This window comes from Halomonas sp. NyZ770 (assembly GCF_020616575.1).
GTDB classification, from domain to species: Bacteria; Pseudomonadota; Gammaproteobacteria; order Pseudomonadales; family Halomonadaceae; genus Vreelandella; species Vreelandella hamiltonii.
The window spans coordinates 2,914,550-2,939,515 of the sequence record NZ_CP085143.1; the positions used below are offsets into that span (position 1 = coordinate 2,914,550).

At 60.8% G+C, this 24,966-nt stretch carries 22 protein-coding genes; 8 read left to right on the plus strand and 14 right to left on the minus strand.

Going from position 1 to position 24,966, the window contains the following annotated elements:
- The first annotated feature begins 81 nt into the window (after positions 1-81).
- From tenA to aztD, 4 genes are all read left to right on the plus strand, one after another.
- Positions 82-750, plus strand: coding sequence for a thiaminase II (tenA, locus tag LG409_RS13545; protein ID WP_227406890.1), 669 nt, complete (start codon positions 82-84; stop codon positions 748-750).
- 25 nt (positions 751-775) lie between these two features.
- Positions 776-2,692: a phosphomethylpyrimidine synthase ThiC gene (gene thiC / locus LG409_RS13550; RefSeq protein WP_227406891.1), complete on the plus strand. Its 1,917-nt coding sequence runs from the start codon at positions 776-778 to the stop codon at positions 2,690-2,692.
- 132 nt (positions 2,693-2,824) lie between these two features.
- On the plus strand, positions 2,825-3,757 hold the full coding sequence (gene aztC, locus LG409_RS13555; RefSeq protein WP_227406892.1) for a zinc ABC transporter substrate-binding protein AztC: 933 nt from the start codon (positions 2,825-2,827) through the stop codon (positions 3,755-3,757).
- A gap of 50 nt (positions 3,758-3,807) precedes the next feature.
- Complete coding sequence (aztD, locus tag LG409_RS13560; protein ID WP_227406893.1) at positions 3,808-5,058, plus strand: zinc metallochaperone AztD; 1,251 nt, start codon at positions 3,808-3,810, stop codon at positions 5,056-5,058.
- Between the two features lie 300 nt (positions 5,059-5,358).
- Here aztD and LG409_RS18730 read toward each other — a convergent pair whose 3' ends face one another.
- The 8 genes from LG409_RS18730 to LG409_RS13600 all read right to left on the minus strand — a co-directional run bounded on the left by LG409_RS18730 (position 5,359) and on the right by LG409_RS13600 (position 12,851).
- Complete coding sequence (locus LG409_RS18730) at positions 5,359-5,688, minus strand: CsbD family protein (RefSeq protein ID WP_446719079.1); 330 nt, start codon at positions 5,686-5,688, stop codon at positions 5,359-5,361.
- Positions 5,681-6,778, minus strand: coding sequence for a DUF2955 domain-containing protein (locus LG409_RS13570; RefSeq protein ID WP_227406894.1), 1,098 nt, complete (start codon positions 6,776-6,778; stop codon positions 5,681-5,683). Before LG409_RS13570 ends, LG409_RS18730 begins: the two co-directional genes overlap by 8 nt.
- 26 nt (positions 6,779-6,804) lie before the next feature.
- Positions 6,805-7,878, minus strand: a complete 1,074-nt coding sequence (locus LG409_RS13575) for an HlyD family secretion protein (RefSeq protein WP_227406895.1) — start codon at positions 7,876-7,878, stop codon at positions 6,805-6,807.
- A gap of 183 nt (positions 7,879-8,061) precedes the next feature.
- Positions 8,062-9,390, minus strand: a complete 1,329-nt coding sequence (locus LG409_RS13580; RefSeq protein ID WP_144981853.1) for a TRAP transporter large permease — start codon at positions 9,388-9,390, stop codon at positions 8,062-8,064.
- Positions 9,383-9,901, minus strand: a complete 519-nt coding sequence (locus LG409_RS13585) for a TRAP transporter small permease subunit (RefSeq protein WP_227406896.1) — start codon at positions 9,899-9,901, stop codon at positions 9,383-9,385. The genes LG409_RS13580 and LG409_RS13585 overlap by 8 nt, the downstream gene beginning before the upstream one ends.
- Before the next feature lie 80 nt (positions 9,902-9,981).
- The gene (dctP, locus tag LG409_RS13590) at positions 9,982-11,034 is read right to left on the minus strand and encodes a TRAP transporter substrate-binding protein DctP (protein WP_016914663.1); all 1,053 of its coding nucleotides are present in this window, start codon (positions 11,032-11,034) and stop codon (positions 9,982-9,984) included.
- A gap of 258 nt (positions 11,035-11,292) precedes the next feature.
- Positions 11,293-11,802 carry a porin family protein gene (locus LG409_RS13595; RefSeq protein ID WP_039176693.1) on the minus strand — a complete coding sequence of 170 codons (510 nt, stop codon included), beginning with the start codon at positions 11,800-11,802 and terminating at the stop codon, positions 11,293-11,295.
- 128 nt (positions 11,803-11,930) lie between these two features.
- Entirely contained in the window at positions 11,931-12,851 is a 921-nt protein-coding gene (locus tag LG409_RS13600) for an EamA family transporter (RefSeq protein WP_039176695.1), read from the minus strand.
- A 153-nt stretch (positions 12,852-13,004) separates the two neighbouring features.
- Here LG409_RS13600 and LG409_RS13605 point away from each other — a divergent pair, with 153 nt between their 5' ends.
- Both LG409_RS13605 and pta read left to right on the plus strand, forming a co-directional pair.
- Entirely contained in the window at positions 13,005-14,186 is a 1,182-nt protein-coding gene (locus tag LG409_RS13605; protein WP_227406897.1) for an acetate/propionate family kinase, read from the plus strand.
- Positions 14,187-16,370 (plus strand): phosphate acetyltransferase, encoded by a 2,184-nt coding sequence (gene pta / locus LG409_RS13610; RefSeq protein WP_227406898.1) that lies wholly within the window; start codon positions 14,187-14,189, stop codon positions 16,368-16,370.
- Positions 16,371-16,486: 116 nt separating this feature from the next.
- Here the strand turns inward: pta and cyoE are convergent, their stop codons facing one another.
- From cyoE to LG409_RS13640, 6 genes are all read right to left on the minus strand, one after another.
- Entirely contained in the window at positions 16,487-17,410 is a 924-nt protein-coding gene (gene cyoE, locus LG409_RS13615; protein ID WP_039176702.1) for a heme o synthase, read from the minus strand.
- A complete protein-coding gene (gene cyoD, locus LG409_RS13620; RefSeq protein WP_026001799.1) occupies positions 17,368-17,709 on the minus strand; it encodes a cytochrome o ubiquinol oxidase subunit IV in 342 nt (113 codons plus the stop codon). The genes cyoE and cyoD overlap by 43 nt, the downstream gene beginning before the upstream one ends.
- Position 17,710: 1 nt before the next feature.
- Complete coding sequence (gene cyoC, locus LG409_RS13625) at positions 17,711-18,322, minus strand: cytochrome o ubiquinol oxidase subunit III (RefSeq protein WP_039176704.1); 612 nt, start codon at positions 18,320-18,322, stop codon at positions 17,711-17,713.
- On the minus strand, positions 18,322-20,346 hold the full coding sequence (gene cyoB, locus LG409_RS13630; protein ID WP_144981865.1) for a cytochrome o ubiquinol oxidase subunit I: 2,025 nt from the start codon (positions 20,344-20,346) through the stop codon (positions 18,322-18,324). Before cyoB ends, cyoC begins: the two co-directional genes overlap by 1 nt.
- Positions 20,347-20,348: 2 nt before the next feature.
- Entirely contained in the window at positions 20,349-21,410 is a 1,062-nt protein-coding gene (cyoA, locus tag LG409_RS13635) for a ubiquinol oxidase subunit II (protein ID WP_227406899.1), read from the minus strand.
- 266 nt (positions 21,411-21,676) lie between these two features.
- Positions 21,677-22,444: a DeoR/GlpR family DNA-binding transcription regulator gene (locus LG409_RS13640; RefSeq protein ID WP_227406900.1), complete on the minus strand. Its 768-nt coding sequence runs from the start codon at positions 22,442-22,444 to the stop codon at positions 21,677-21,679.
- Positions 22,445-22,721: 277 nt separating this feature from the next.
- On the opposite strand from LG409_RS13640, the gene LG409_RS13645 reads away from it, so the two are divergent.
- Together LG409_RS13645 and LG409_RS13650 are read left to right on the plus strand one after the other, a co-directional pair.
- Positions 22,722-23,567, plus strand: coding sequence for an outer membrane protein OmpK (locus LG409_RS13645; RefSeq protein WP_052196347.1), 846 nt, complete (start codon positions 22,722-22,724; stop codon positions 23,565-23,567).
- 34 nt (positions 23,568-23,601) lie between these two features.
- Entirely contained in the window at positions 23,602-24,885 is a 1,284-nt protein-coding gene (locus LG409_RS13650) for a NupC/NupG family nucleoside CNT transporter (protein WP_039176713.1), read from the plus strand.
- The last annotated feature ends 81 nt before the right edge of the window (positions 24,886-24,966 follow it).

Sequence of the window (24,966 nt, forward strand, 5' to 3'; positions counted from 1 at the left end):
CCGTGTTCACCTGATTCCTTGCCCCAACTCACTCTCCCTTCGCCCGTGCGCCGGTTCGCTGTACCACCGGAGGCATCTAATATGGGCTACCGCTTTACCGATCTCACTACCGCTTGCCAAGCCGATTGGCGCGCTTACATCGAGCACGATTTCGTGCGCCAATTGGGCAACGCCACGCTGCCTGAGTCGTCGTTTCGCCACTACCTGAAGCAGGATTACCTGTTCTTGATCCACTTCGCCCGCGCCTACGCGCTGGCCGCTTACAAAAGCCCCACCCTGGCGGATTTGCGCCAGGCCCACGAGGGCCTGAAAGCCATCGTGGATGTGGAGCTGGGCCTGCACGTGGGCTTTTGCCAAGAGTGGGGCATCAGCGAGCAGGAGCTTGCCGAACTCCCCGAAGCCCGCGCCACGCTGGCCTACACCCGCTATGTGTTGGATACCGGCAATCGCGGCGACCTGCTCGATCTGCACGTGGCGCTGGCCCCGTGCCTCGTCGGCTACGGCGAAATCGCCAACTGGCTAAACGCGCAACCCTCTACGCTGCGCGGCGCGCAAAACCCCTTCGATGCCTGGATCGCCATGTACGAAGGCGAGGAGTTCCAGGCCGCCATGCAGGCAGAGCTTGCGTGGCTCGATACCCGCCTGGCGGATGTCACCCCTGCCCGTTTTGCTGAGCTGAGCAAGATCTTCCGCGATGCCACCCGCCTGGAAATCGACTTCTGGCAGATGGGCTTAGACCTTTCTGAATAACCTCCTACAACACAGAGCAACCGTCATGACTAAGACCGTCAAAAGCAAAACCGCGCACTTTTTAGCCGAAACCGCCCAGGTCGATGCCGCCGCAGTGGCCCCACTGCCCGGCTCTCGCAAGGTGTACGTGGAAGGCTCACGGCCGGATATTCGCGTGCCGTTTCGGGAAATCACCCTCTCGCCCACCAAAACCAGCGGCGTGGATGAACAGAACCCGCCGCTGCTGGTGTACGACACCTCCGGCCCCTACACCGACCCCAACGCCCGCATCGATTTGCGCCAGGGCCTGCCGGAGCTGCGCCGGGCCTGGATCGAAGAGCGCAACGACACCGAGTTTCTGGATGGCCCGACTTCGGAATACGGTAATCGCCGCGCCAACGACCCCACCCTTGCCCAGCTGCGCTTTGATTTGACCCGCACCCCGCGCCGGGCGAAAGCGGGCAAGAACGTGACCCAGCTGCACTACGCCCGCCAAGGCATCATCACGCCGGAAATGGAGTTTATCGCCCTGCGGGAAAACCAGCGCCGCCAGGCGTTGGGTACGGCAGAGGTAGAGCGCATTCTGGGCCATCAGCATGCGGGCCAGAGCTTCGGCGCCAGCTTGCCCAAGGAGATCACGCCGGAGTTCGTGCGCGATGAGGTGGCCCGTGGCCGGGCGATCATTCCCAACAACATCAACCACCCGGAAAGCGAGCCGATGATCATTGGCCGCAACTTCCTGGTGAAGATCAACGGTAACCTGGGCAACTCGGCGGTTACCTCTTCCATCGAAGAGGAAGTGGACAAGATGACCTGGGGCATCCGCTGGGGTGCGGATACCATCATGGACCTCTCCACCGGCCAGAACATCCATGAAACCCGCGAGTGGATCATCCGCAACTCGCCGGTGCCGATTGGCACGGTGCCCATCTATCAGGCGCTGGAGAAGGTCAACGGCATTGCCGAAAACCTCACCTGGGAGATCTTCCGCGATACGCTGATCGAGCAGGCGGAACAGGGGGTGGATTACTTCACCATTCACGCGGGGGTGCTGCTGCGCTACGTGCCGCTCACCGCCAACCGCGTCACCGGCATCGTCAGCCGTGGCGGTTCCATCATGGCGAAGTGGTGCCTGTATCACCATCAGGAGAGCTTCTTGTACACCCACTTCGAGGAGATCTGCGAGATCTGCAAGCAGTACGATGTGGCGTTTTCGCTGGGCGACGGCCTGCGCCCCGGCTCCATTGCCGATGCCAACGATGAAGCGCAGTTCGCTGAACTTGAAACACTGGGTGAACTGACCAAAATTGCCTGGAAGCACGACGTACAGGTGATGATCGAAGGCCCCGGCCACGTGCCCATGCACCTGGTGAAAGAGAACATGGACAAGCAGCTGGAGTACTGCGACGAAGCGCCCTTCTATACCCTCGGCCCGCTGGTGACGGATATCGCCCCCGGCTACGACCACATTACCTCTGGCATTGGGGCGGCGATGATTGGATGGTTTGGTTGCGCCATGCTCTGCTACGTGACGCCGAAAGAGCACCTGGGCCTGCCCAACAAGGATGACGTGAAAACCGGCATCATCACCTACAAGATTGCTGCCCACGCGGCGGATTTGGCCAAGGGCCACCCGGCGTCGCAGCGGCGCGATAACGCCCTTTCCAAGGCGCGCTTCGAGTTCCGCTGGGAAGACCAGTTCAACCTGGGCCTGGACCCGGATACCGCTCGAGAATTCCACGATGAAACCCTGCCGAAGGATTCCGCCAAGGTGGCCCACTTCTGCTCCATGTGCGGGCCGAAGTTCTGCTCGATGAAGATCAGCCAGGAAGTGCGCGACACCTACCGCGACCGCACCCCGGAAAATGCCAGCGAAAGCGACGCCGAGGCGGTGAAGCGCGGCATGCAGGAGCAGGCGGAGAAATTCCGCCGGGAAGGCAGCGAGCTGTACCAGGAGGTGTGACCGCTCTCCCCCCGCCTGCGGGCGGGGGGAGCAACCCACTGGATGTTCGGCCCCTTTGATGTTCGGCTTCTTTGATGTTCGGCCCCTTTATTGTTATGTTATAACATATATACTCAATCAAGGAGCCTCACCGTGGGTCTGTTGAAACGCGTACCTTCTCTGCTGGCGGCGGGCATGATGGCGCTGGGTAGCCTGAACGCCATGGCCGATGAGCCCGCCCTGAACGTGGTGGCCTCGTTCTCGATCATCGAAGACCTGGCCCGCCAGGTCGGTGGTGAACGCATCGCGCTGACCAGCATCGTGGGCGCCAACGACGACGCCCACGTTTACGAGCCCACCCCCGCCGACGTTCGCCAGGTGGCGCAGGCAGACGTGGTGCTCATCAATGGCCTGATGTTCGAGGGCTTTCTTACCCGCCTGATCGAGGCCAGCGGTACCGAAGCCAGCGTGGTCACCGTCTCGGAGCACGCGGTGCATCTCGAAGACCCCATGGGCGGGCACTACCACTTTTATGGCGACCGGGCGGTGTTCCATGAAGCGCCCTACGACCCACACGCGTGGCAGTCGGTGCCCAATGCCAGAGCGTATGTCGTGCGCATTGCCGACGCCTTCTGCGAGGCGGATCCGGAAGGCTGTGACGCCTACCGCACCAACCAGCAGCGCTACGAACAGGACCTGGAAGCGCTGGAGCAGGAAATCCATGAGCGCATCGCCAGGATTCCCGAATCCCGGCGTACCGTGGTGGTGGCACACCATGCCTTTCGCTACTTCGAAGAGGCCTACGGTGTGCGCTTTCTGGCCCCACACGGGGTCTCCACCGAGTCCGAAGCCACGGCCGCCCATGTGGCGCAGCTGATCGATGCCATCGAGCAGCAGAGCGCCGTGGCGGTATTTGCCGAAAACATTTCCAACCCTCGGCTGGTCGAGCAAATCGCTCAGGAGGCCGGCCTGTCGCTCAGCGGCACCCTCTACTCGGACGCGCTGTCGCGGGACGATGGCCCGGCGGCCAGCTACCTCGACATGATGCGCCATAACGTCTACACCCTGGTGACGGCGCTGCAGTAGCCACCCAGGTGATTAACCACGCCCCTTCTGGGCTCAAGGAGAGAGAAACGATGACCCCGATGTTTGTAGGCAAAGCGTTGACCGCGCTCGCTTTCGCGGTAGGCAGTGCCGCCGTGCAGGCCCACGACCACTCCCATAGCCATAGCCACAGCCATGGCGACGATGAAAACGTCACGGCCTGGCGGCTGGTGGTCGCCGACCAGCAGGATGCCGTGGTCCACGTCATCGACGCCACGGAGAAGTCGCTGCTGGACACCTTCGAGCTGGAAGGCCCGGCGGCGCTGCATCGCACCCGTAGCGGCGAGGCGGTATTTGCCGTGCAAGGGGCAGCAAACACGGTGTCGGTGATCAATACCGGCATCGCTTTCCATGACCACGGCGACCACGCCGATATCGAGGTGGCCGCCCCGGCGCTGCTGAGCACGGTTCTGGAAGGAGAGCGCCCCGCCCACTTCGTCGAGCGCCAGGGCTACATTGCCCAGTGGTTCGATGGTGAAGACGAAGCCCGCCTGTTCACCGAAAGCAGCCTGTTGGCAGAGTCCCCCGAGGTCCGTACGGTGCCGGTGGAGGCGGCGCACCACGGGGTGGCCGTGCCTTTCCACCAGCATGCGGTAGTGACGGTGGTCAACCCGGAAGATGCGTCTCAACGCCCGGTCGGTGCCAAGGTGCTGGATAGCGACGGCAACCTGGTCGGCGACGAAGTGGCCTGCCCTGGGCTGCACGGTTCGGCGGGCTCTGGCAGCCTCTATGCGTTGGCTTGCCACACCGGCCTGCTGCTGATCGCCACGGAAGACGGCACGCCCCAGATCACCCACCTGCCCTACCCTAGCTCCCTGCCGGAAGGCAGTGCTTCCACTCTGCTGGGCGGCACCGGGCTACAGTACTTCCTGGGTAACTACGGGCCAGACCGCGTGCTGCTGGTCGACCCCACCGAAGGTGAAGTAGGCTTCCAGCTGGTGCAACTGCCTACCCGTCGCGTGCACTTTGCGGTGGACCCGATTCGCGCCCGCTACGCCTATGTGTTCACCGAAGATGGCCAGCTGCATCAACTGGATGTGCTGAACGGCGAGCTGACCCAGTCGCTGCGCCTGACCGAGCCCTACTCCATGGATGGCCACTGGAACGACCCGCGCCCACGCATTGCCGTGGCGGGTGAGCATATCGTGGTCACCGACCCCGCTACCGAAACGCTGCACTTCGTCAGTGCGGAAACCTTCGAAAAGGTCGATGAGATGGCCCTTGAAGGCAAACCGTTCAATATCGTGGCGGTGGGCGGCACCGGCGTCTCTCACGGGCACTAGGCTTTGTACGAAAGGTCGGCGAGCGATGGCCAGACAAGGCAAAAATCGGCGAAAAGACGGAGTTTACAAGGTGTAAATGAGTACTTTGAGCCGATTTTTAACGCCGTATGGGCGAGCGTAGGCAGTTTTCGTACAAAGCCTAAGCCTGCTGGCCCCTTTGACGGCTCGCACAAAACAACACCGGAGCCCAAGGGCTCCGGTGTTGTTTTTGAAAGAGTATTGGCCGCCGGATCGATAACCTGAACGGTTGGCCTTGGGGCTAGCCATCCGGCAACGAATACATACTCGGTGGCTGTCGTATTACTTCTTGAGCTTGTCCTTGGCTTCTCCCTTGCCTTTTTGCAGTTCGCCCTTGGCCTGCTGCGCTTTGCCTTTGGCTTCGGTTTTGGTGCTACCCGTCGCCTTGCCAGCCGCCTCTTTCACTTTGCCTGCTGCCTTGTTGGCCGTGCCTTTTGCTTTATCTGAAGTACCTGCCATGACGAACACCTCTAATCCGTTAGTAGGGAAGCGGCCGCTGTACTGCGGGTCTACCTGACCGTGCGGCCTGTTATCAGCGTAGCGGGTATTGCCAAAGTTGCCCATTTTCTTTTTTGCAAAGGCCTGGTGCCTGTTCAAGCGGCCTTCAAGCAAGCCGAGTGGCCTCAAAGCGGTTCAGCACTCGTTGCACGCACGCCATCACTACCAGCGTTGCCACCAGCGCCACGCTCATGGAAGAGAAGCGGTACAGCGCGCTATACACCAGGTCCTGCTGAGGCCCCAGCGACTGCCCGAACAGAATGCCCAGCGTGGTCAAGCCGCCAAACCCGATGCCAGAGCCGCCGCCTTCCAGAATATGCTCGCGGGCGAACAGCATCAGCCCCAGCCAATAGAGCAGTATCACCAGCAGGAAGTGGTGGCTTTGGGTATAGAGAACGAGCTGCATGGCCAGCGCCAGGTTGCATCCCAGCAAGGTGCCCACGGCGCGCTTGGCCGCCGACACCCGAGCGCCCTGATACCCCAGCGTGAACAGAATCAGGATGGTGGCCATTTGCGCCGATAATGAACCCTGCAGGTCGAACACCTGGAACACCACGAACGAGAGCGTGGCCGTGATCCCGCCCAGCAGGGTTTCATGGCGCACCTGGGCAAGCGGCTTGGCTGCCCTGGGCGGCGGCTGGCGGGGCTCGGTATCGGGGAACAGGGTATGCATCAGCATGGCGATGAACACGGCCAGCACGCTGGCCATCAGGTTGCTGGCCAGCAAATCGCCCAGGTCTACGCTGGGGTAGCTGGCAAAGTGCAGTAGTATGCTCAGCGTCAAGACGCCGTTGGCACCGAACAGAAACAGCGGCCCTCTGGCCATCAAGGAGAAGCGCAGCAGAAACAGCCCCAGCACTACCAGCGTCATCACCACCGGCATGTGCTTCAACAGCCCCACCACCACACTGACTTCCAGCGCGTTGAGACTGCCATTGGCCAGAAACTGACGGATGATGCCAGCATTCAATACAGGCACCATGCCCAGCAGGAACATCGGGAATACGGTGAAAAACACCCCGTAGTTCCAGCCCATCAGCTGGCTGACCACGAACCCCAGCAGCCCGCCCCCCGCCACGCGCACGCACTGGCGCAGGCCGTTCTGGTCCAGGCGGCTCGCGGGCCGCGCCTTGGGCGGATGACGGAAACCCTGTTTGAATCGGTGAGTGAGCCGCCTGCTAAACCGAACCATAGACGTAGGCATGTCAGTAAACCGTGTTAGTAAATATGTCAGTAGACATAGTGCAGCCAGCTCACCAGGTGCGCCTGCAGCCAAGCGAAGGGCGCCGCCAGGGCATGCTGGCCCGGCCATAGCTGCACCGTTGCCCGTGCTCCGCTGGGGGGTAGTGAGGCCAGGTGGGTGCTCAAAGGATCGTCCAGCGCAATGTGCAGGCGCATGCGCTGGGCATCTCTTACCCAGCGGTCGGAGGTAGGAATGCTGGTCAACTGACCGTCGGCTGCCAGCTGCCCTTCGCGTACGCCCGCCTCCAGGGCGGTAACGCGGCCCTTGGCAATGTGCCCTGGCAAGGCATCGAACACGACCTGAGCCTCGTCGCCCACGTTCACATGGCGCAGGCTCTTTTCACGAAAGTCCGCGACGATCTCTGCTCGGTCGGCCACCAGCGCAATCACCGGCTGCCCCGCTGGCACATAATCCCCCGGCTGAAGCTGCAGATTGGCCACCACGCCCGCCTCGCGGGCGCGTACCTGGGTTCTTTCCAGGTCCAGCTCGGCGCGGGCCAGCGCATTGTTGGCCTGGCGCAGGCGAAGATTGGCCTCGCCCTCCTCCCCCAGCTGCACCTCCAGGCTATCGATTTGTGCGCGGGCGGAAGTCACGGCCGCCTGGGCGGTATGCTCGGCGGCCACCTGCTGGTCGTACTGCTGGCGGGAGATGCCCTGCCGCCCCAGCAGCGCCTCGGCCCGGCGACGTTCACCGCTGCGCTCCTCCAGAGTTGCCTGAGCAGACACCAGCGATGCCCTGGCCGCCGCCAGCTCTGCCCGCAGTCGCGCGTTCTCCTGCTCGGCCTGCTCACGGTTCAGCAAGGCCTGCTGCCGGGCCAGCTCGAACGGTGCTGGCTCCAGCCGGAACAACACGTCCCCTGCGGCTACCCGCTGGTGGTCGTTCACCAGTACCGCCTGCACGGGCGCCCCCAGCTCCGGGGCTATCTGGGTCACCGGCCGCATTACCCGTGCCTCTGGGGTCATCGGCATGAAGCTGTCAGCTACCAGAAAATAGACGAACAGCACCGCAAACACCGCCAGCGCAATACGTACCCAGCGGCTGAAACGTTGATCAGGAGTCATTGGCGTACTCACACACTGCCCCTCGGGAAGCCCCAAGGAAAGCATCAGAAGGAATACTTTAGTCTAACAAAATAATTAGCAGGCTAACAACATAGCTATGCGGGCAGGATACAGGCGCCCCACAACGACACTGCCGCCTTGCGGCGGCAGTCAATGGCAGGTGGCTTGGTCAGCGCCAAACGTTCAGCGCCAGGAGGGACCACCCATGACATCCGGCAGCCATAGCGCCAGCTGCGGGAAGGCCAACACCAGCGCCAACACGACCAATTGCGCCAGAATGAATGGCACGACCCCTATGTACATGTGCCTGAGGGTGACCTCCGGCGGCGTAATGGCTCTCAAGTAAAAAATGGCAGGCGCCAGCGGTGGCGTCAGGTAGCTGGTCTGCAACACGACCAGGAACGCAACGCAGAACCATATTTCATCGAACCCAAGCATCCGCACGATCGGCATGGCCACGGGAATGATGATGAGCACCACGGAAATCAGGTCGAGAACGAAACCGGCGATGAACGCGATGAGCAGAATCAGACCCAAAATCATCCATGGGCTGAGTCCCGTGTCCATCAGCAAGGCTTGTACGGTCGCCATCCCCCCAGAAGCGAAGAACACGCCTGCGAACATGCTTCCCCCCAGAACGATCAGGAGAATCATGGCCGAGATATTGACCGTCTTGATTGCGGAGTTCCACAGCACTTCCAGCGTCAGGTTGCGATACGCCGCCGCCAGCACGATGGACCCCAGCGCCCCGCATGCAGCGGCTTCCGTGGGCGTTGCCAGCCCCATCAGGATGGTGCCCAGCACGATGAAGATCAGCAGCATGGTCGGCACCAACGCCACCAGGGTGACCTTGATCTTTTCCCCCCAAGCCACGTCAGGCTCCTGCTCTTGCACCCTGGGGGCCATGTCAGGCTTCAGATAGGCCACCCCGACGATGTAGACCAGGAACATCACCGCCATCAAGAAGCCGGGAATCAACAGGCCACTGAACAGCGACCCCACCGATACGCCTGCCACGGGGCCCAGCACGACCACGGTGATGGATGGCGGAATCGCCGTTCCCAAAGAGCCACTGGCACAAATGGTGCCCGATATGAGGCTTTTACTGTAGTGATGCTTGAGCATGACGGGAATGGCCAGCATGCCGATGACGGCTTCCGTGGCGCCGACCACACCGCTTGATGCGGCAAACAGGGTGCCCATGATGATGGCACCGACGCCCAGCCCGCCGGGCAGCCGCCGGGTCCACATGTGAATGGCTTCGAACAGCCGCTCGGCGATTCCCGACCTTTCCAGCATGGCGCCCATGAAGATGAACAGAGGCACCGCCGCCAGAATGGAGTTCGAAGCGGTATCTTCGATTTTGGTCAACAGCTGGTAGGCAGCCACATCACCAAACTGAACGATCCCGAACCCGGTGGCTACCAGGATCATGGAAAAGGCGATGGGAAAGCCCGAGATAATCAGCGCCATCAGCGCCGGAAACATTAGCAGCGCGAGATAACTACTCATGGTTGCCGCCCTCCACGGGTGCCTTGCCACGGATCAAGCAGACGGATTTCAGAAACTCGGCAACCACTTGCAGGGCCAGGATGGCAAAGCCAATGAACCAGACGGTGAAGATTGGCCATACCACCGGGTTCCAGGCCGAACGGCCTGAGCGCTCGTTACTTTCAAACGCACCCAGCGCGTATTTCGATAGCTCCCACACCAGCCACGCCAGCACGGGCAAGAACATGACATAGCCAACCGCACGTATTGCCGCATTGGCCTTGGGGCTAAGCTTCAGCGCCATGATATCGACACTGACGTGTTGGCCAATTCTCAGGGCATTGGCCATGCCCAGCATGAACATGGCCCCCATGACCATGTAACTAACCTCGAATGCCCAGAGCGTGGGCCTGCCGGCCACATAGCGGCTGAACACTTCCACGATCAGGGCACCGATAAGAGGAAACACCAGTAATGCGCCCAACCATCCCGACAGGCGGGTCAGCGCTTCGATTGCTTTAATCAGTTTCATGACCAACTCTCAGCGTATAGGCAGCCAAACGAAAAGGGAGGCCTGGTCAGGCCTCCTTGTTTCATGCATGTGCCAAGGGATCAGCGGCCCATCACACCAATTGGCAGGCGATACTGGGACCAGTTGTTCATGTCGTTCTTGAAGTCGCGCTGGGATTCGAGAACGCGGGCAAACCATTCGTTTTCGGCGGCGTATTCATCTTCCCAAAGCTCTGTTTCGGCATAGATGGCATCGATGAACGATTGATCCAGCTCGATGATTTCGTTCGGCCCATCGACCAGTTCCTGGTAGGCATCCAGGTCAGCAAAAGAGCTGGCCAACCATGTTTCGAACACGGACATCTTGCCCGCCAGCCGCAGCATCTGTTGCTGCTGCTCGCTCAAGCTTTCCCAGGTATTGCTGTTTACCTGGCACTCCAGGAAGCCTCCCGACTGATGAACGCCAGGAATGACCACGTACTGGGCAACTTCCTGGAAACCCGTCGGCCGGTTCATCTCCGGGCTCCCCCACTCGGCAGCATCGATCACGCCACGCTCCAGGGAGCTGTAGATATCGCTACCGGCCATGACCACCGTGGAAGCCCCCAGCCTGGAGGCGATCTCGGCCCAGGCGCCAGAGGTTCTCAGGCGTAGGCCCTGGAAATCTTCGAGGGTACGCACAGGCTTGTTCGAGTGAAGGAAAATTTCGGTACCCAGGATGGCGCAGGGGAAGGCCACTACATCGAACACGTCTCTACGGTACTCTTCGTAAAGCTCTACCCCGCCCCCTTCATACATCCACAGCATGAACTCTTCCGGCGTCAGGCCACTGGAGTGTCCGGCCAACAGCGCCGTCGTGGGGTCAGTGCCGTAGTCATAGTTGATGTAGTTATGGCTAATTTGAGCCACGCCGGACTTGACCGTATTGGTGACGCGCAAGGCGCTTCCCAGGGTACCGCCAGGATACACTTCGATGGCGATCTCGCCGTTGGAAAGCTCACTGACGCGATCTGCAAACATCTGGGCGTCGCGTTCGAGCCAAGGGCCACCACTCCATGGGGTCGCCATTCGCCAGTTCATCTCGGCCGCTCCGGCCGTCATCACCAACCCTGCGTTGAGGCCTACGACCAAAGCCAATTTACTGATTTTATTCATGATTTTTCCTCTGCAATGGAGCGTTATGGGTTTGTTCGCTGGCCATTTTCGTTGTTGTCTTTATTTTGACCTTATCATTTACGCAGGTGCAGCATTTGGCCGAAACTCTGAAAAACTGTGCCCATACTCAGCAAAGTGCCTACCCACCAATAAAAAGCCCCGCCGTCTGCCTGTGTCGGCAGATCAGCGGGGCGGGGTTCCCTTGATACGAGTTTGTCAGGTCGTTACCTGTACATGATGATGCCAGAAGTAGTCGCGTCAGAAACGATAGCGTAGGCCGATGCTGGCGGCATCGAAGTCATACGCGGATTTGTCCAGGTAGCGCATGTAGTCGGCGCCCAGTGCCAGGTTGTCGGCAATGTCCACTTCCGCGCCAGCGCCATAGGAGAAGCCGCTTTCACGGTCACGGTCGAAATCGACCTCAGTGACACCGGCCAGGCCGTAGAGGCGTACATCCGGCGAGACGGGCAGAATACCCTTGGCGTAAACACCGGCCAGGTAATCGAGCTCTACGTTGCCATCAGAGCCGCCTGTGCCCAGGTGGCCTTCCAGGGCGAAAAACTCGTTGAACTGAGCACCACCGCGCAGGCGCAGGCCCACGTCGTCGCGGGATGAGCCGCGGTCGGGGTCCAGGCTCCAGAACATGGCATCGCCACCCACGTATCCTTGTGGGTATTGGAAAGATTGTTGGGCCTGAGCTGATGCCGCAAAAGTACCGGCGCCTACCAGCAGTGCCGCAGAGGCAAGGGAAAGAACGGACGTTTTCATGGGGTTCACCTCAGTTAAGAAACAGTGTTTCCTTACGCTAAGCAAGTGTGGCTCAACCCCCGAGAGAACGCAAATGTCGCCCCATGCTTTGCATATAATTTCCTTTTTTCGGCGTTCGGTGGCGGGTGCTAGCGGCCTTTCGACAGGCTGAGCACCACGATGCCCCCCACCACCACCGCGCCGCCCAGCAGCTGGCTGGGGCTGAGCATTTGTCCCAGCACCAGGTAACCGATCAGCAGCGAAGCCACCGGCTCGAAGTTCATCACGGGGGCGTTGCGCGCCATGTCCAGGCGGGGCACGAAGATGAACAGCACCGAAAACGCGCTGCCGTAAAGCAGTGCCAGCATGATGAGCCCTACCCAGCCGCTACTGTTGTCGGGCAGGCTCATGCCGCCAGGCACTGCCCCCAGTAGCCCGCCAAGAATCATGGCTACGAATACGGTCTGCATGGTGAGCAGGCTACGCAGGGTACTGCCTACGCCTGCCAGGCGATGTTCTGTGATCCACAGCGCACAGGCAAACGCAAAGGCCGCCAGCAGCCCAAAGCCAATGCCTGCCAACCACTCGGGGCCCATGGCATCGGCGTTGGCCAACCAGCTGGGAATATCCAGCACCACCAGCAGGCCAATCAGTATGGTGCCCATGATCAGGCAGCTGCGCAGCGAAGGCCTGGGGCCACCCAGCGCCCAGCTAAGCAGCGCCAGTTGAATGGGAAAGGTGTTGACCAGCAGCAGGGCAATGACCACCGGCAGGCGAGCCACGGCGGAATACAGGCTGACGCTTTGCAGGGTGATCAACAACCCCACCACCAGCTGCCAGCGCCAGGCACCGGGCGGCAGCCAGAAGCGCTTTTTCTGCAGCACGAACAGGCTCAGCAGGATGACGCAGGCCACCCCTGAACGCATCAATACCGCCAGCAGCAGCCCCGTACCGTTATCGAAGGCCAGCCGCGCCGACACGTGGTTGGCGGCGAACATGGTGGCCACACACATCATCAGCAGAATGGCGAGATGACGGGGCAAAAGCGCGGGGCTGGAAATCGACGACATAGGAACAAAACGGCTCACGTTAGGTTATATAAGGAACAGGATGACGACATTTTACATAGAAGGCTAACTAAATTCTTCGCTGATTTTCTCAGTCTCCGCATGTTAAACTAAAGTCTATCCCCCTTTCCTCCTGACTACTTTACAAAGGTTGTTATGAACGCACCGGTGCTGGTTATCAACTGTGGCTCTTCTTCCATTAAATACGCTTTGATTGATTCAGACCCTCAGGCACCGCGTCTAGCCGGTTTGGCAGAACGCCTGGGCAGCAGCGACGCTCGCCTGAAAGGCAAGAACAGCGCCGGTGAGAGCTTCACCCAGCCGTTGCCCGGCGCCGACCACGCCGAAGCGCTAAACGCCATTCTGGAGCGCCTGGAAGGCCGCGTTCCCGGTGCCGTGGGCCACCGTATCGTGCATGGAGGAGAGCACTTCACCCAGGCGGCGCTGATCGACGACAGCGTGATTGCCGCCATCGAAACCACCGCAGCCCTGGCCCCGTTGCACAACCCTGCCAATCTGGCGGGTATTGCCGCCACGCGCAAGGTGTTTCCCGAGCTGCCCCAGGTGGCCGTCTTCGACACCGCCTTCCATCAGACACTGCCGCCCCGTGCTTACCGCTACGCGCTGCCGGAAGCGCTGTACACCGAACATGGCATTCGCCGCTACGGCTTTCACGGCACCAGCCATGCGTTCGTCAGCCAGCGCACCGGGGAACTGAGCAGCCGTGGTGCAGGCGGCTGGCTGACCGCCCACCTGGGCAACGGCTGCTCCACCAGCGCCGTGTGGAACAACCAGAGCCTGGATACCAGCATGGGCCTTACCCCGCTGGAAGGCCTGGTGATGGGCACCCGCAGCGGTGACGTCGACCCCGGCCTGCATGCCCACCTGCATCGCCAACTGGGCTGGTCGGTGGAAGAGATCGATAACGTCCTGAACAAGCAAAGCGGCCTGCTGGGCCTTTCCGGCCTGACCAACGACATGCGTGAAGTGGAAGACCAGGCCGTGGCTGGCCACCCCGGTGCCAAGCTGGCGCTGGACGTGTTCTGCTACCGCATCGCCAAGTCGCTGGCGGCGCTGTCCTGTGCATTACCTAAGTTAGACGGCGTGATCTTCACTGGCGGTATTGGCGAAAACTCGCCTATCGTACGTCGTGAAGTGCTGGCGCTGCTGCCCCACTTCGGTTTCAGCATGGACGAAGCCGCCAACGAAGCGACCATTCGCGGCAAGGAAGGCAAATTGGACACCGCGAGCCATAACGGCCCTGAAGTGTGGGTGATCCCCACCGATGAAGAGGGCCGCATTGCCATGGAAACCCGCTACTGCGTGGAGACCCCTTGAATGAACAGCTCTTCCGAGCAACCCCAAGCCATTCTGCTTGTCCCCACCAGCATGGGGGCAGGCTTGACCTCGGCCTGTCTGGGCCTGATTCAGGCGCTGGACACCATTGGCCTGAAAGCCGGCTTTCTGAAGCCGTTCATGCAGAACGAGCTGAACGGCCCTGGCCTTGACCGCTCGACGGCGCTGGTCTCGCGGACGCTGAACCAGCGCCCGCCCTCGCCTATTTCCCAGGCACGCCTGGAGCGGCTGCTACGCGACGACCAGACCGACGAGCTGATGGAAAACGTCGTCGAGCTTTACGAGCAGGTCACCCAGCAGGCGTACCGTGACGGCAGCGCTCTGGACCTGGTGGTGGTGGAAGGCGTCGTGCCGACTCAGCACACTACCTACGCGACCCAGACCAACGCGCAGTTGGCGCATGCCCTGAACGCCCGCATCATCCTGGTGGGCACCGGCGACTTGAACGAGCCCCAACACCTGGCGGAAGAGCTGGACATGCACGCCCGCAGCTTTGGCGGCGTCAGCTCCAGCCGCACCCTGGGCGGCATTCTGATGCGCATGAAGAACCTGCCTTATGGGCAGGAGGACGACCTTTCCGCCGCCCCCGGCACCATCAAGCCGCAGTTGGAAGAGCCGGTACTCAACGAGCTGCGCCGCTACTCCCCGGCCCTGGCCACCGACAGCTTCCACCTGATTGGCGTGGTGCCCTACAGCAAGACCCTGAGCGCCCCGCGCACGCTGGACGTAGCGCGGGCACTGAATGCCAAGGTACTCAACGAAGGGGACGCCGCACAGCGCCGCGTGTTGTCGACCAGCCTGTGTGCCCGCAGCGCCGCCAACGCGCTGCATATTTTCACGCCCGGCAGCCTGGTGGTGGCTTCCGGCGACCGTGACGACGTGGTGCTGGCCTCGGCGCTGGCCACCATGAACGGCACCCAGCTGGCGGGCGTGCTGCTCACCAACGGGTTCCTTCCCAACGACGGCATGATCGAGATGTGCCGCCCGGCGCTGAAGACCGGCCTGCCGGTGCTGGCGGTGGAAACCGACAGCCTGACCACGGCTCAGAACCTCAGCCAGCTCAGCAGCGAAATTCCCATGGACGACTTCGAGCGCGCTGAGCAGGTGGCACGCTACGTGGCGGCACACATGGACCTGGAGTGGCTGAAAGCCAAGCTGAGCCGTGGCTACACCCGACGCCTCTCGCCGTCGGCGTTCCGCCATCAGTTGGTGAAGCTGGCCCAACAGGCCAAAAAGCGCATCGTGCTGCCGGAAGGCGACGAGCCGCGTACCATCGAAGCCGCCATCATCTGCCAGCGCCGTGGCATTGCCGACTGCGTCCTGCTGGGCAAGCGGGAAGACATCGAAAGCGTGGCCCATCACCGTGGCCTGACGCTGCCGGATACGCTGACCATCATCGACCCGGAAAGCACCCGCGCCAGCTACATCGACCCCATGGTCGAACGCCGCCGAGGCAAGCTCAACGAGCTGACCGCCGAAGCGCAGCTTCAGGACAACGTGGTGCTGGGCACCATGATGCTGCAGCTGGATGAGGTGGACGGCCTGGTGTCGGGCGCAGTACACACCACGGCCAACACCGTTCGCCCGGCGTTTCAGCTGATCAAGACGGCTCCGGAGTACAATCAGGTCTCGTCGATCTTCTTCATGCTGCTGCCCGAGCAGGTGGTGGTGTACGGCGACTGCGCGGTGAACCCGGACCCGGATGCCGAAACCCTGGCGGAAATCGCCCTGCAGAGCGCGCGCTCTGCCGAGGCCTTCGGTATCGAGCCCCGGGTGGCGATGATCAGCTACTCCACCGGCGACTCCGGCACCGGCGCCGACGTGGATAAAGTCCGCGAAGCGACCCGCATCGCCAAGGAGCGCGCGCCGCACCTGGCCATCGACGGCCCGCTGCAGTACGACGCCGCCGCCATCGAAAGCGTGGGCAAGCAGAAAGCTCCCGATTCCCCCGTGGCGGGCAAGGCCACCGTGTTCGTGTTCCCCGACCTCAATACCGGCAACACGACCTACAAAGCCGTTCAGCGTAGCGCCCGAGTGGTCAGCGTGGGCCCCATGCTGCAAGGTTTGAACAAGCCGGTGAACGACTTGTCCCGCGGCGCCCTGGTGGACGACATCGTCTACACCATCGCCCTCACCGCAATCCAGGCCAGCCAGCGGAAAGGCTAGGCTTTCGCCGAGCCCTGTACACGTATCCGCTGAAAGCCACGCTAAAAAGAGCGCCCCGAACAGTTCACTGTTCGGGGCGTTTCAGGTTTTGCGTCAGGTTCAATCGTTGGGAGGCATTACACCCACATGGGCACCATGGCTTCCAGCACCATCACCAAACTCATCGCGGTGATCGTCAGAATGGAGACCCCAAACACTTTCCTGGCCCAGCGAACATCGTCATCTAACCGATAGCCGCGTAGTGCCAGGTAGAGCCAGTAGCCGCCCATGACCAGCGCCACACACAGATACCCCATCCCCGCCTGACTGGCCAAGACCAGCGCCAGCGAGGCGGGAATGAACGCCACGATGTAACCCAGGATGTGATGCTTGGCCATTTTGATCCCGTGTACCACCGGCAGTACCGGGATTGATGCCCGCTGATAATCCGCATAGCGGAAAATCGCAATGGCATAGGAGTGCGGCATCTGCCACAGGCAGAAAATCACCAGTAGCATCAGCGCACCACTATCGAACTGCCCCGTGACGGCACAGTAGCCCACCACCGGGGGCATGGCCCCGGAAAGGCTGCCCACCAGCGTGCCGTACTCGGAGTGGCGCTTCATGTAGAGGCTGTAGACCCCGACATACACGCCCCAGCCAATCACCGCCAACGCCACCGTCAAGCCATTGGTGCCCAATGCCAGGCACACGACCCCCGCCACGCCCAGCAGCGCCGAAATACCCAGTGCCTGGGTAATCGAGATACGCCCCTTGGCCAGCGGGCGATGGCGCGTACGCGCCATCAGTGCATCGATATCCCGGTCGATGACGTTGTTGCAGGCACAGCCCGAGGCAATGACCAGCGCAATGCCCAGCATCACCGAGGCAAACGTGACGATATCGAAGGTGCCGTGGGCGGCCAGAAAATAGCCCCCCAGCGTGGCGATCAAGTTACCGCCAATGATGCCCGGCTTGGTGAGCGCCAGCAGGTCTCGCCAGCGGCTCGGTGCCACGTTCAGCCGATCATCATGTTGAGATGCAGATGCTGCATGATCCATAAAGAGCCCCCTACCACCAGGACGAGTATCGTCAGTGTGAAAACGAAGGACATCAGATTCCACCCCTCGTCGGCTTTGGTATTCATATGCATAAACATGACCAGCTGGACCAGAATCTGCAGCACGGCTGTTACAGCGATGACCACCACCGTCGCGGCGGTGCTTAGCGCACCGCTCATGACAACCGCAAACGGAATCACGGTTAGCACTAAAGATAGCAGAAGCCCGACAACATACGATTTAACGCTTCCATGGGAAGTCGTTGAATGCGCTGCTGAATGTGATGACGATTGGCTCATGTCAAAGCACCCCCATCAGGTAGACGAACGAGAACACACAGATCCACACGATATCCAGGAAGTGCCAGAACAGGCTGAGACACAGGATACGCGGGCGCGTCATGGGCGTCAGGCCTTTGGTGGAAAGCTGCACCAGCATCACCAGAATCCATACCAGCCCCACCGTGACGTGCAGGCCATGGGTGCCCACCAGGGTAAAGAAAGACGACAGAAACGCGCTCTGGTCTGGCCCATACCCTTGATGAATCAGGTGATGAAACTCATACACTTCCATGCCGACGAAGGCAGCCCCCAGGGCAAAGGTGACCGCCAGCCACGCCTTGACCTGCCCCACCCGCTCGGCATTCATGGCCAAAACGCCCATGCCAAAAGTGAAACTGCTGAACAGCAGCAGAAAGGTTTCGACCAGCACGAACGGCAGCTCGAAAATATCGGCAGCCGTAGGCCCCGCCGCCGTGCCCTTCATGAGCACGGCATAAGTGGCAAACAGTGACCCGAAGATCACCAGATCGCTCATCAGGTAGACCCAGAAGCCGAAGACCTTGGTGCCTGCGGCATCGTGGTGTTCGTGGGGCTCTGCAGTGGCCCCGTGATGCAAGGTATCCGTGGCCATTACGCTCGCGCCTCCACATAGTTGGTTTGTTCGCTATCGACAGCACTGCTGGGTGCCGAGGTTTTGCGGCGCTGATGTTCACGCTCGATACGCTCCACTTCGGCAGCGGGCACGTAGTAGTCGATGTCATCGTTGAACACACGGGCGAGGAAACTCACCACCACGCCCAGCGCACCGACGCCCGCCAGCCACCAGATGTGCCACACCAGCGCAAAACCCAGCACCAGTGCGAAGAGGCTGATCACTGGGCCTGCCACCGTATTACGGGGCATGTGGATATCGGTGTAGGGCGCGTCTTCGAGCTGTTCGTTACTGCGCTGTTTTTGCGACCAGAAGCTGTCGATGTCGCCCACTGCCGGCAAACGGGCAAAGTTGTAGAACGGCGCGGGGGAAGACGTGGACCACTCCAGCGTACGGCCATCCCAGGGGTCGCCGGTCAGGTCGGCATTGAGCTTGCGGTCGCGCACGCTGACCCAGAACTGAATCACGGTACAGGCAATGCCCATCATGATGATCACGGCACCCACCCAGGCCAGAATCATCCAGGGCTGCCATTCGGGGTTGGCGTAGGACTGCATGCGACGCACGGCACCGAAGAAGCTCAGCACGTAAAGCGGCATGAAGGCGACGTAGAAACCGATGAACCAGCACCAGAACGAGCGCTTGCCCCACTTTTCGCTCAGCGTGAAGCCGAACGCTTTGGGGAACCAGTAGGTCAGGCCCGCCATCATGCCGAACACCACGCCGCCGATGATGACGTTGTGGAAGTGGGCAATCACGAACAGGCTGTTGTGCAGGACGAAGTTGGCTGCTGGCAGCGCCAGCATCACGCCGGTCATGCCGCCCAGGGTAAAGGTGATGATGAACCCCAGGGTCCATAGCACCGGCGAGGTCAGCTCCAGGCTGCCACGGAAGATGGTGAACAGCCAGTTGAACACTTTCACCCCGGTGGGGATGGCGATGACCATGGTCATGATGCCGAAGAAGGCATTGACGTTGGCCCCGGCGCCCATGGTGAAGAAGTGGTGCAACCAGACGATGAACGACAGCAGCGTGATGGCCACGGTGGCCCACACCATGGTCTTGTAACCGAACAGGCGCTTACGGGCGAAGGTCGCGATGACTTCCGAGAACACGCCAAAGGCGGGCAGGATCAGAATGTACACTTCCGGGTGGCCCCAGGCCCAGATGAGGTTGACGTACATCATCATGTTGCCGCCAAAGTCATTGGTGAAGAAGTGCATGCCGAAGTAGCGATCCAGCGTCAGCAGGGCAATGGTCGCGGTCAGAATGGGGAACGAGGCAATGATCAGGATATTGGCGCACAGCGATGTCCAGGTGAAGATCGGCATGCGGAACAGGGTCATGCCTTTGGTGCGCATTTTCAGGATCGTGACGAAGAAGTTGATGCCGGTGAGCGTCGTGCCTATCCCGGATATCTGCAAGGCCCATATCCAGTAATCGACCCCCACCCCAGGGCTGAACTCTATCCCCGATAAAGGCGCATACGCGAGCCAGCCGGTCTTGGCGAACTCCCCCACCACCAGTGAGATGTTCACCAGCACTGCAGAGACCGCAAACAGCCAGAAGCTCAAGTTGTTGAGAAACGGAAAAGCCACGTCGCGGGCGCCTATCTGGAGTGGCACCACCAGGTTCATCAGGCCGATGACCATGGGCATCGCAACGAAGAAGATCATGATCACACCGTGGGCGGTAAAGATCTGATCGTAATGTTCAGGAGGGAGATAACCTGCGGCACCCCCGGCCGCCATGGCCAGTTGGGTACGCATCATGATGGCATCGGCAAAGCCACGCAGCAGCATGACCAGGGCCACCACAAAATACATGATACCGAGCTTCTTGTGGTCGACGGAGGTGAACCACTCGTTCCACAGCCAGCCCCACTTGCGGTAATAGGTGAGCGCGCCAAGCAGCGCCGCACCGCCAATCGCCATGAACGCCGCCACGACCATGATGATCGGTTCGTGATACGGAATGGCGTCGAGCGTCAATTTTCCAAACATGTTCAACCCCCGGCTTCTACGCTGTCAGGATGGCCGCCCATGGCGTGCTCATCGCTAGCGTGCTGATTGGTAACGTGGCCATAGGCAGCGTGATGGGAGGCCACCTGGGCACTCTCGAGTTCACCGCTTTCGCCATGGCTGTCGTGGGCTTCACCTAGGGCGTCGCTATGTGCCGCATGGTCACTGTGGCCACCATGGCCGACGTGGCCTTCGCCACCCCCGTGGAAGCTGGTCAGAATCGTTTCGTACAGGGCGGGTGCCACTGCCGAGTAGTGTTCGACCGGGTGGTATTCACTGGGGGCCGCCAGGGCGTTGTAGCCCTCGGGGTAGCTCAGGGTCTGACCTGCTTCACGCACGTTGGCCACCCAGGCATCGAAGTCGGCTGGCGAGGTCACGTGGGCGTCGAAGGTCATGCCGGAGAAACCGGCTCCGCTGTAGTTGGTGGAGCGGCCTGGGTAGACGCCCTCTTCATCGGCGATCAGGTGCACGTCGTTGTCCATGCCCGCCATGGCGTAAATCTGGCTACCCAGGTGGGGAATGAAGAACGCATTCATCACCGAACCAGAGCTGACCCTGAAGCGCACCGGCGTATCCACCGGGAAAGCCACTTCATTGACACTGGCAATGCCCTGCTCGGGGTAGATGAACAGCCATTTCCAGTCCAGCGCCACCGCCTGTATTTCCATGGGCGCTACGCTGCTTTCGATGGGCTTGTGGGGGTCAAGGGAGTGCGAGGTTTTCCAGGTAAGAAAGGCGAGAACGGCGATGATCACGCAAGGCACGCTCCACACCGCAGCCTCGATGGCATTGGAGTGGGCCCAGTCAGGCAGGTACTTGGCAACGCTGTTGCTGCGCCGGTAACGCCAGCCAAACAGCAGCGTCATGACGATCACCGGGATCACCACAATCAGCATCAGCCCAAAGGAGGTCAGAATCAGCGAGCGCTGCTCGACGCCAATCTGCCCCTTTGGGTCCAGCAATGCAGAACTGCAGCCCGCCAACAGCAGGCACAGCACAACGAGCACAAGAATGCCTCGTCTGCGCCAAAGGGTAGGTAATTGCATGGGTGTAGTCTCGTGAGAGAGTGGCTGATACAGCCTGCTGCTGGCTGGCTAACTAGCCAGCTAAGTAGCAAGCTAACTATTACCCCATACATTTCCCAAAACCGTCGAGGGTTGACATGCTCCGGGAAAGGTATGCGCTACCGGGAGGGGTAGGTAGCGAGTCTTAACCACACGTTGCGTGTATAAATTAAGACTAAAGTATTTTCTATTGATCTCCGTCAATCAGAAAGAGGCGCTTTGCCGCACCCCAGGTGCGGCCAAATGTGTTAGGCAACGCTGATGCTGAGGGAGCTGGCGGGATGGTTTTCCAGCAGGCCAGGGGCGCGTTCGTCGTCGGTGATCACCACGTCGAAATCGGCCAGCGAGGCAAAATAGGCGGGCCGCACGATGCCGAACTTGCTGGCATCGACCACCAGCAACCGCTGCATGGCGGTAGCAATCGCCGCTTGCTTCGGGGCTACTTCATGGAAGTGAAAACAGCTCACTCCACGTTCGCAGTCTACCCCTGCCGCTGAAATCATCGCCTTGTTGATGCCCAGGCGTTCGATGGCGTCCCGCATGCCGTCGCTGCCGAAGGATTGCGACGAGGCGTGAAACAGCCCCCCCAGCAGCACCAGCCGCACGTTGGGCAACGCGGCGACCGTGTTGGCCACGTTCAGCGCGTAGGTCACCACGGTCAGCTCGCGGAAATGGCTGAGCTGGCTCAGCAAGGGAATCAGCGTGGAGCCACAGTCGATGAACAGCGTGTCGCCTTCGTCGATGAAACTGGCGGCACGCTGGCACAGGCGATGTTTGACATGGTAGTGGCTGGCCTGCTGCTCGGTGAGGTCGTAGACCGGCGTCACGCCGGGGTAGCTGGCCATCACCAGCCGTCCCCCCAGCAGGCTCAAGGGAGATGGCTGCGTGGCGAGGTCTCGGCGAATGGTCATTTCCGATACTCCGCACAGCTCGGCGGCATCGCGCAGGTGCAGGGTTCCCCCGCTTGCCAGGGCTTCTTGTAGCATGGCCAGGCGCTGGGCACTCCGGTCATTCACAGGCATCTCCTTGTGATTCATCTTGTTATCGGGTTTCAGCGCTCAGGTAACGCTTATGCTGAGCCAGCGCCCCGCGAATTTCCACTCCCCCGCCACTCTGTTTGCCGCCATGAGGCGCATGAAACACCCTGGCAGCGTTGATGTGACAATACTTGCAAATCAACGTTAAAAAAATAACACTCGATGTTATAATTTTAACATCAACGCCAGCCCGCACGACCCACAACGTCGGTATGCCACCTCTCGTGGCACCGTAACAACCTTTGTTGAGGCTTTCATGACCGCTTTATCCCCCTCTTACGTTTCTTCGCTCGTCACGCTTGGCGCTGGCGTTTTCCTGGCTGGTGCGCTGGCCGCAGCCCCGGCCGTTGCCAATGACGCAGCGAGTGGCCCAATGACCCCGCACTGGTCGTTTGCCAACGTTTCCCTGAACTACCTGGACTGGTCCAACGGCACCGAAGCGCGCACGGCGAGCAATGCCGCCAAGAGCGACTTCACGTTCGTTGAAATCGAAGGCGGCGTCGGCTTTAGCTGGGGCGAGTTCTACGGCTTCTTCGATTTCGAGAACCCGACCAACGACCAGTTCGACGAAGCCAGTGGCGGCAAGGACAACTTCCGTACCGCAGGCAAAGTGACCTCGCACATTTACCTGGGCGACAGCCCGCTGTCGCTTTACGCCCACGTTTATGACTTCCGCGACTACGGCTTCAATGGCCGCGAGCAGGACCAGATTCTCGGCCTGGGCTACCGCACGACGTTCGCCAACGGCCTGTGGTTCAAGCCCTTCATCGGTGCTGCCAGGGTTCAAAGTGATGGCTACACGGGCATGAACGGCTACATGGCTGGCTGGGTCGCGGGCTATGACTTCACCGCGCTGGACCAGAACTTCAGTGTGACCAACTGGCACGAGCAGACCTTCGGTCGCGACAGCGACTACCTTTCCCAGAACTACGTCAACGGTACCGCAGGGAGCGTGGGGACCAACGGCGCATTGAGCCTTTGGTGGCACCCGTCTGACTTGATCACTACCGGCGTGCAGTATCGCTACTCAGAGAACAAGCTGGGTACACCCGACGCCTATCAGAACGCGATGATTTACTCAGTCAAGCTAAACTTGCTGTAATCGCTCCCACTTCTCACGCTCCGAAGGTACTCCCATGACCCTCATCATGAGCCTGGTTGGCATGGTCACTCTGGTGGCCATTGCGCTTGTTTTCTCCTATGACCGCAAGGCGATTCGCCTGCGTACCGTGCTGGGTGCCTTCGCGATCCAGGCGGGTATCGGTGCGTTCGTGCTCTACGTACCGTTTGGCCAGGCCGTTCTGCAGGCCATTTCGGCAGGCGTCAGCCAGGTGCTGGTTTACGCCAATGACGGTATCGGCTTTTTGTTTGGCGGGCTGGCTGACGTGGACAATGTCGGCTTCGTCTTCGCCATCAAAGTCCTGCCGGTCATCATCTTTTTCTCCTCGCTGATTGCCGTGCTCTACTATGTCGGCATCATGCAGTGGGTCATCCGGATTCTGGGTGGCGCATTGCAGAAAGCACTGGGCACCTCGCGCACCGAGTCGCTTTCGGCCACGGCCAACATCTTCGTGGGCCAGACCGAGGCACCGCTGGTGGTACGTCCGTTCATTGCCCGCATGACCCCTTCGCAGCTGTTTGCGGTGATGTGTGGTGGCCTGGCTTCCGTGGCGGGTTCGGTGCTGGCGGGCTATGCCGCGCTGGGCATTCCGATGGAGTATCTGGTGGCGGCCTCGTTCATGGCGGCGCCTGGCGGCCTGCTGTTCGCCAAGCTGATCATGCCGGAAACCCAGAACGTGGAAGATAGCGACAGCGTTTCCAAGGTCGATGAAGAGCTGAAAGAGCAGGACGACAAGCCCGCCAACGTGCTGGATGCAGCGGCTTCTGGCGCGACTTCCGGCCTGATGCTGGCAGCCAACGTGGGTGCCATGCTGCTGGCCTTCATCGGCTTGATCGCGCTGGTCAACGGTATTCTGGGCGGCGTGGGCGGCTGGTTCGGTTTCGAGGCATTGAGCCTGGAGCTGATTCTGGGTTGGCTATTTGCCCCGCTGGCCTTCCTGCTGGGCGTGCCCTGGGAAGAAGCCACCCTGGCGGGCTCGTTCATCGGCCAGAAACTGGTGGTCAACGAGTTCGTGGCCTTTATCAACCTGGCTCCCTACATTGAAGGGGAACAGGTGGTGGCTGCCACGGGTCAATTGATGACGCCCCACACCATGGCCATCCTGTCATTTGCCTTGTGTGGTTTTGCCAACCTGTCGTCGATTGCCATTCTGCTCGGTGGCCTGGGCAGCATTGCCCCGACCCGCCGCAAGGAGATTGCCCGGTTTGGTGTGAAAGCCGTGCTGGCAGGCACGCTCTCCAACCTGATGTCTGCCTCGATTGCCGGTTTCTTCCTGGCGTTGAGCAGCCTCACCGCCTGACGCAGCGAGTACGCGATAACGCAACGGGCGCTGCTTTAGTACGCAGTGCCCGTTTTGTCTTTTACCGATTGATGAGAACTT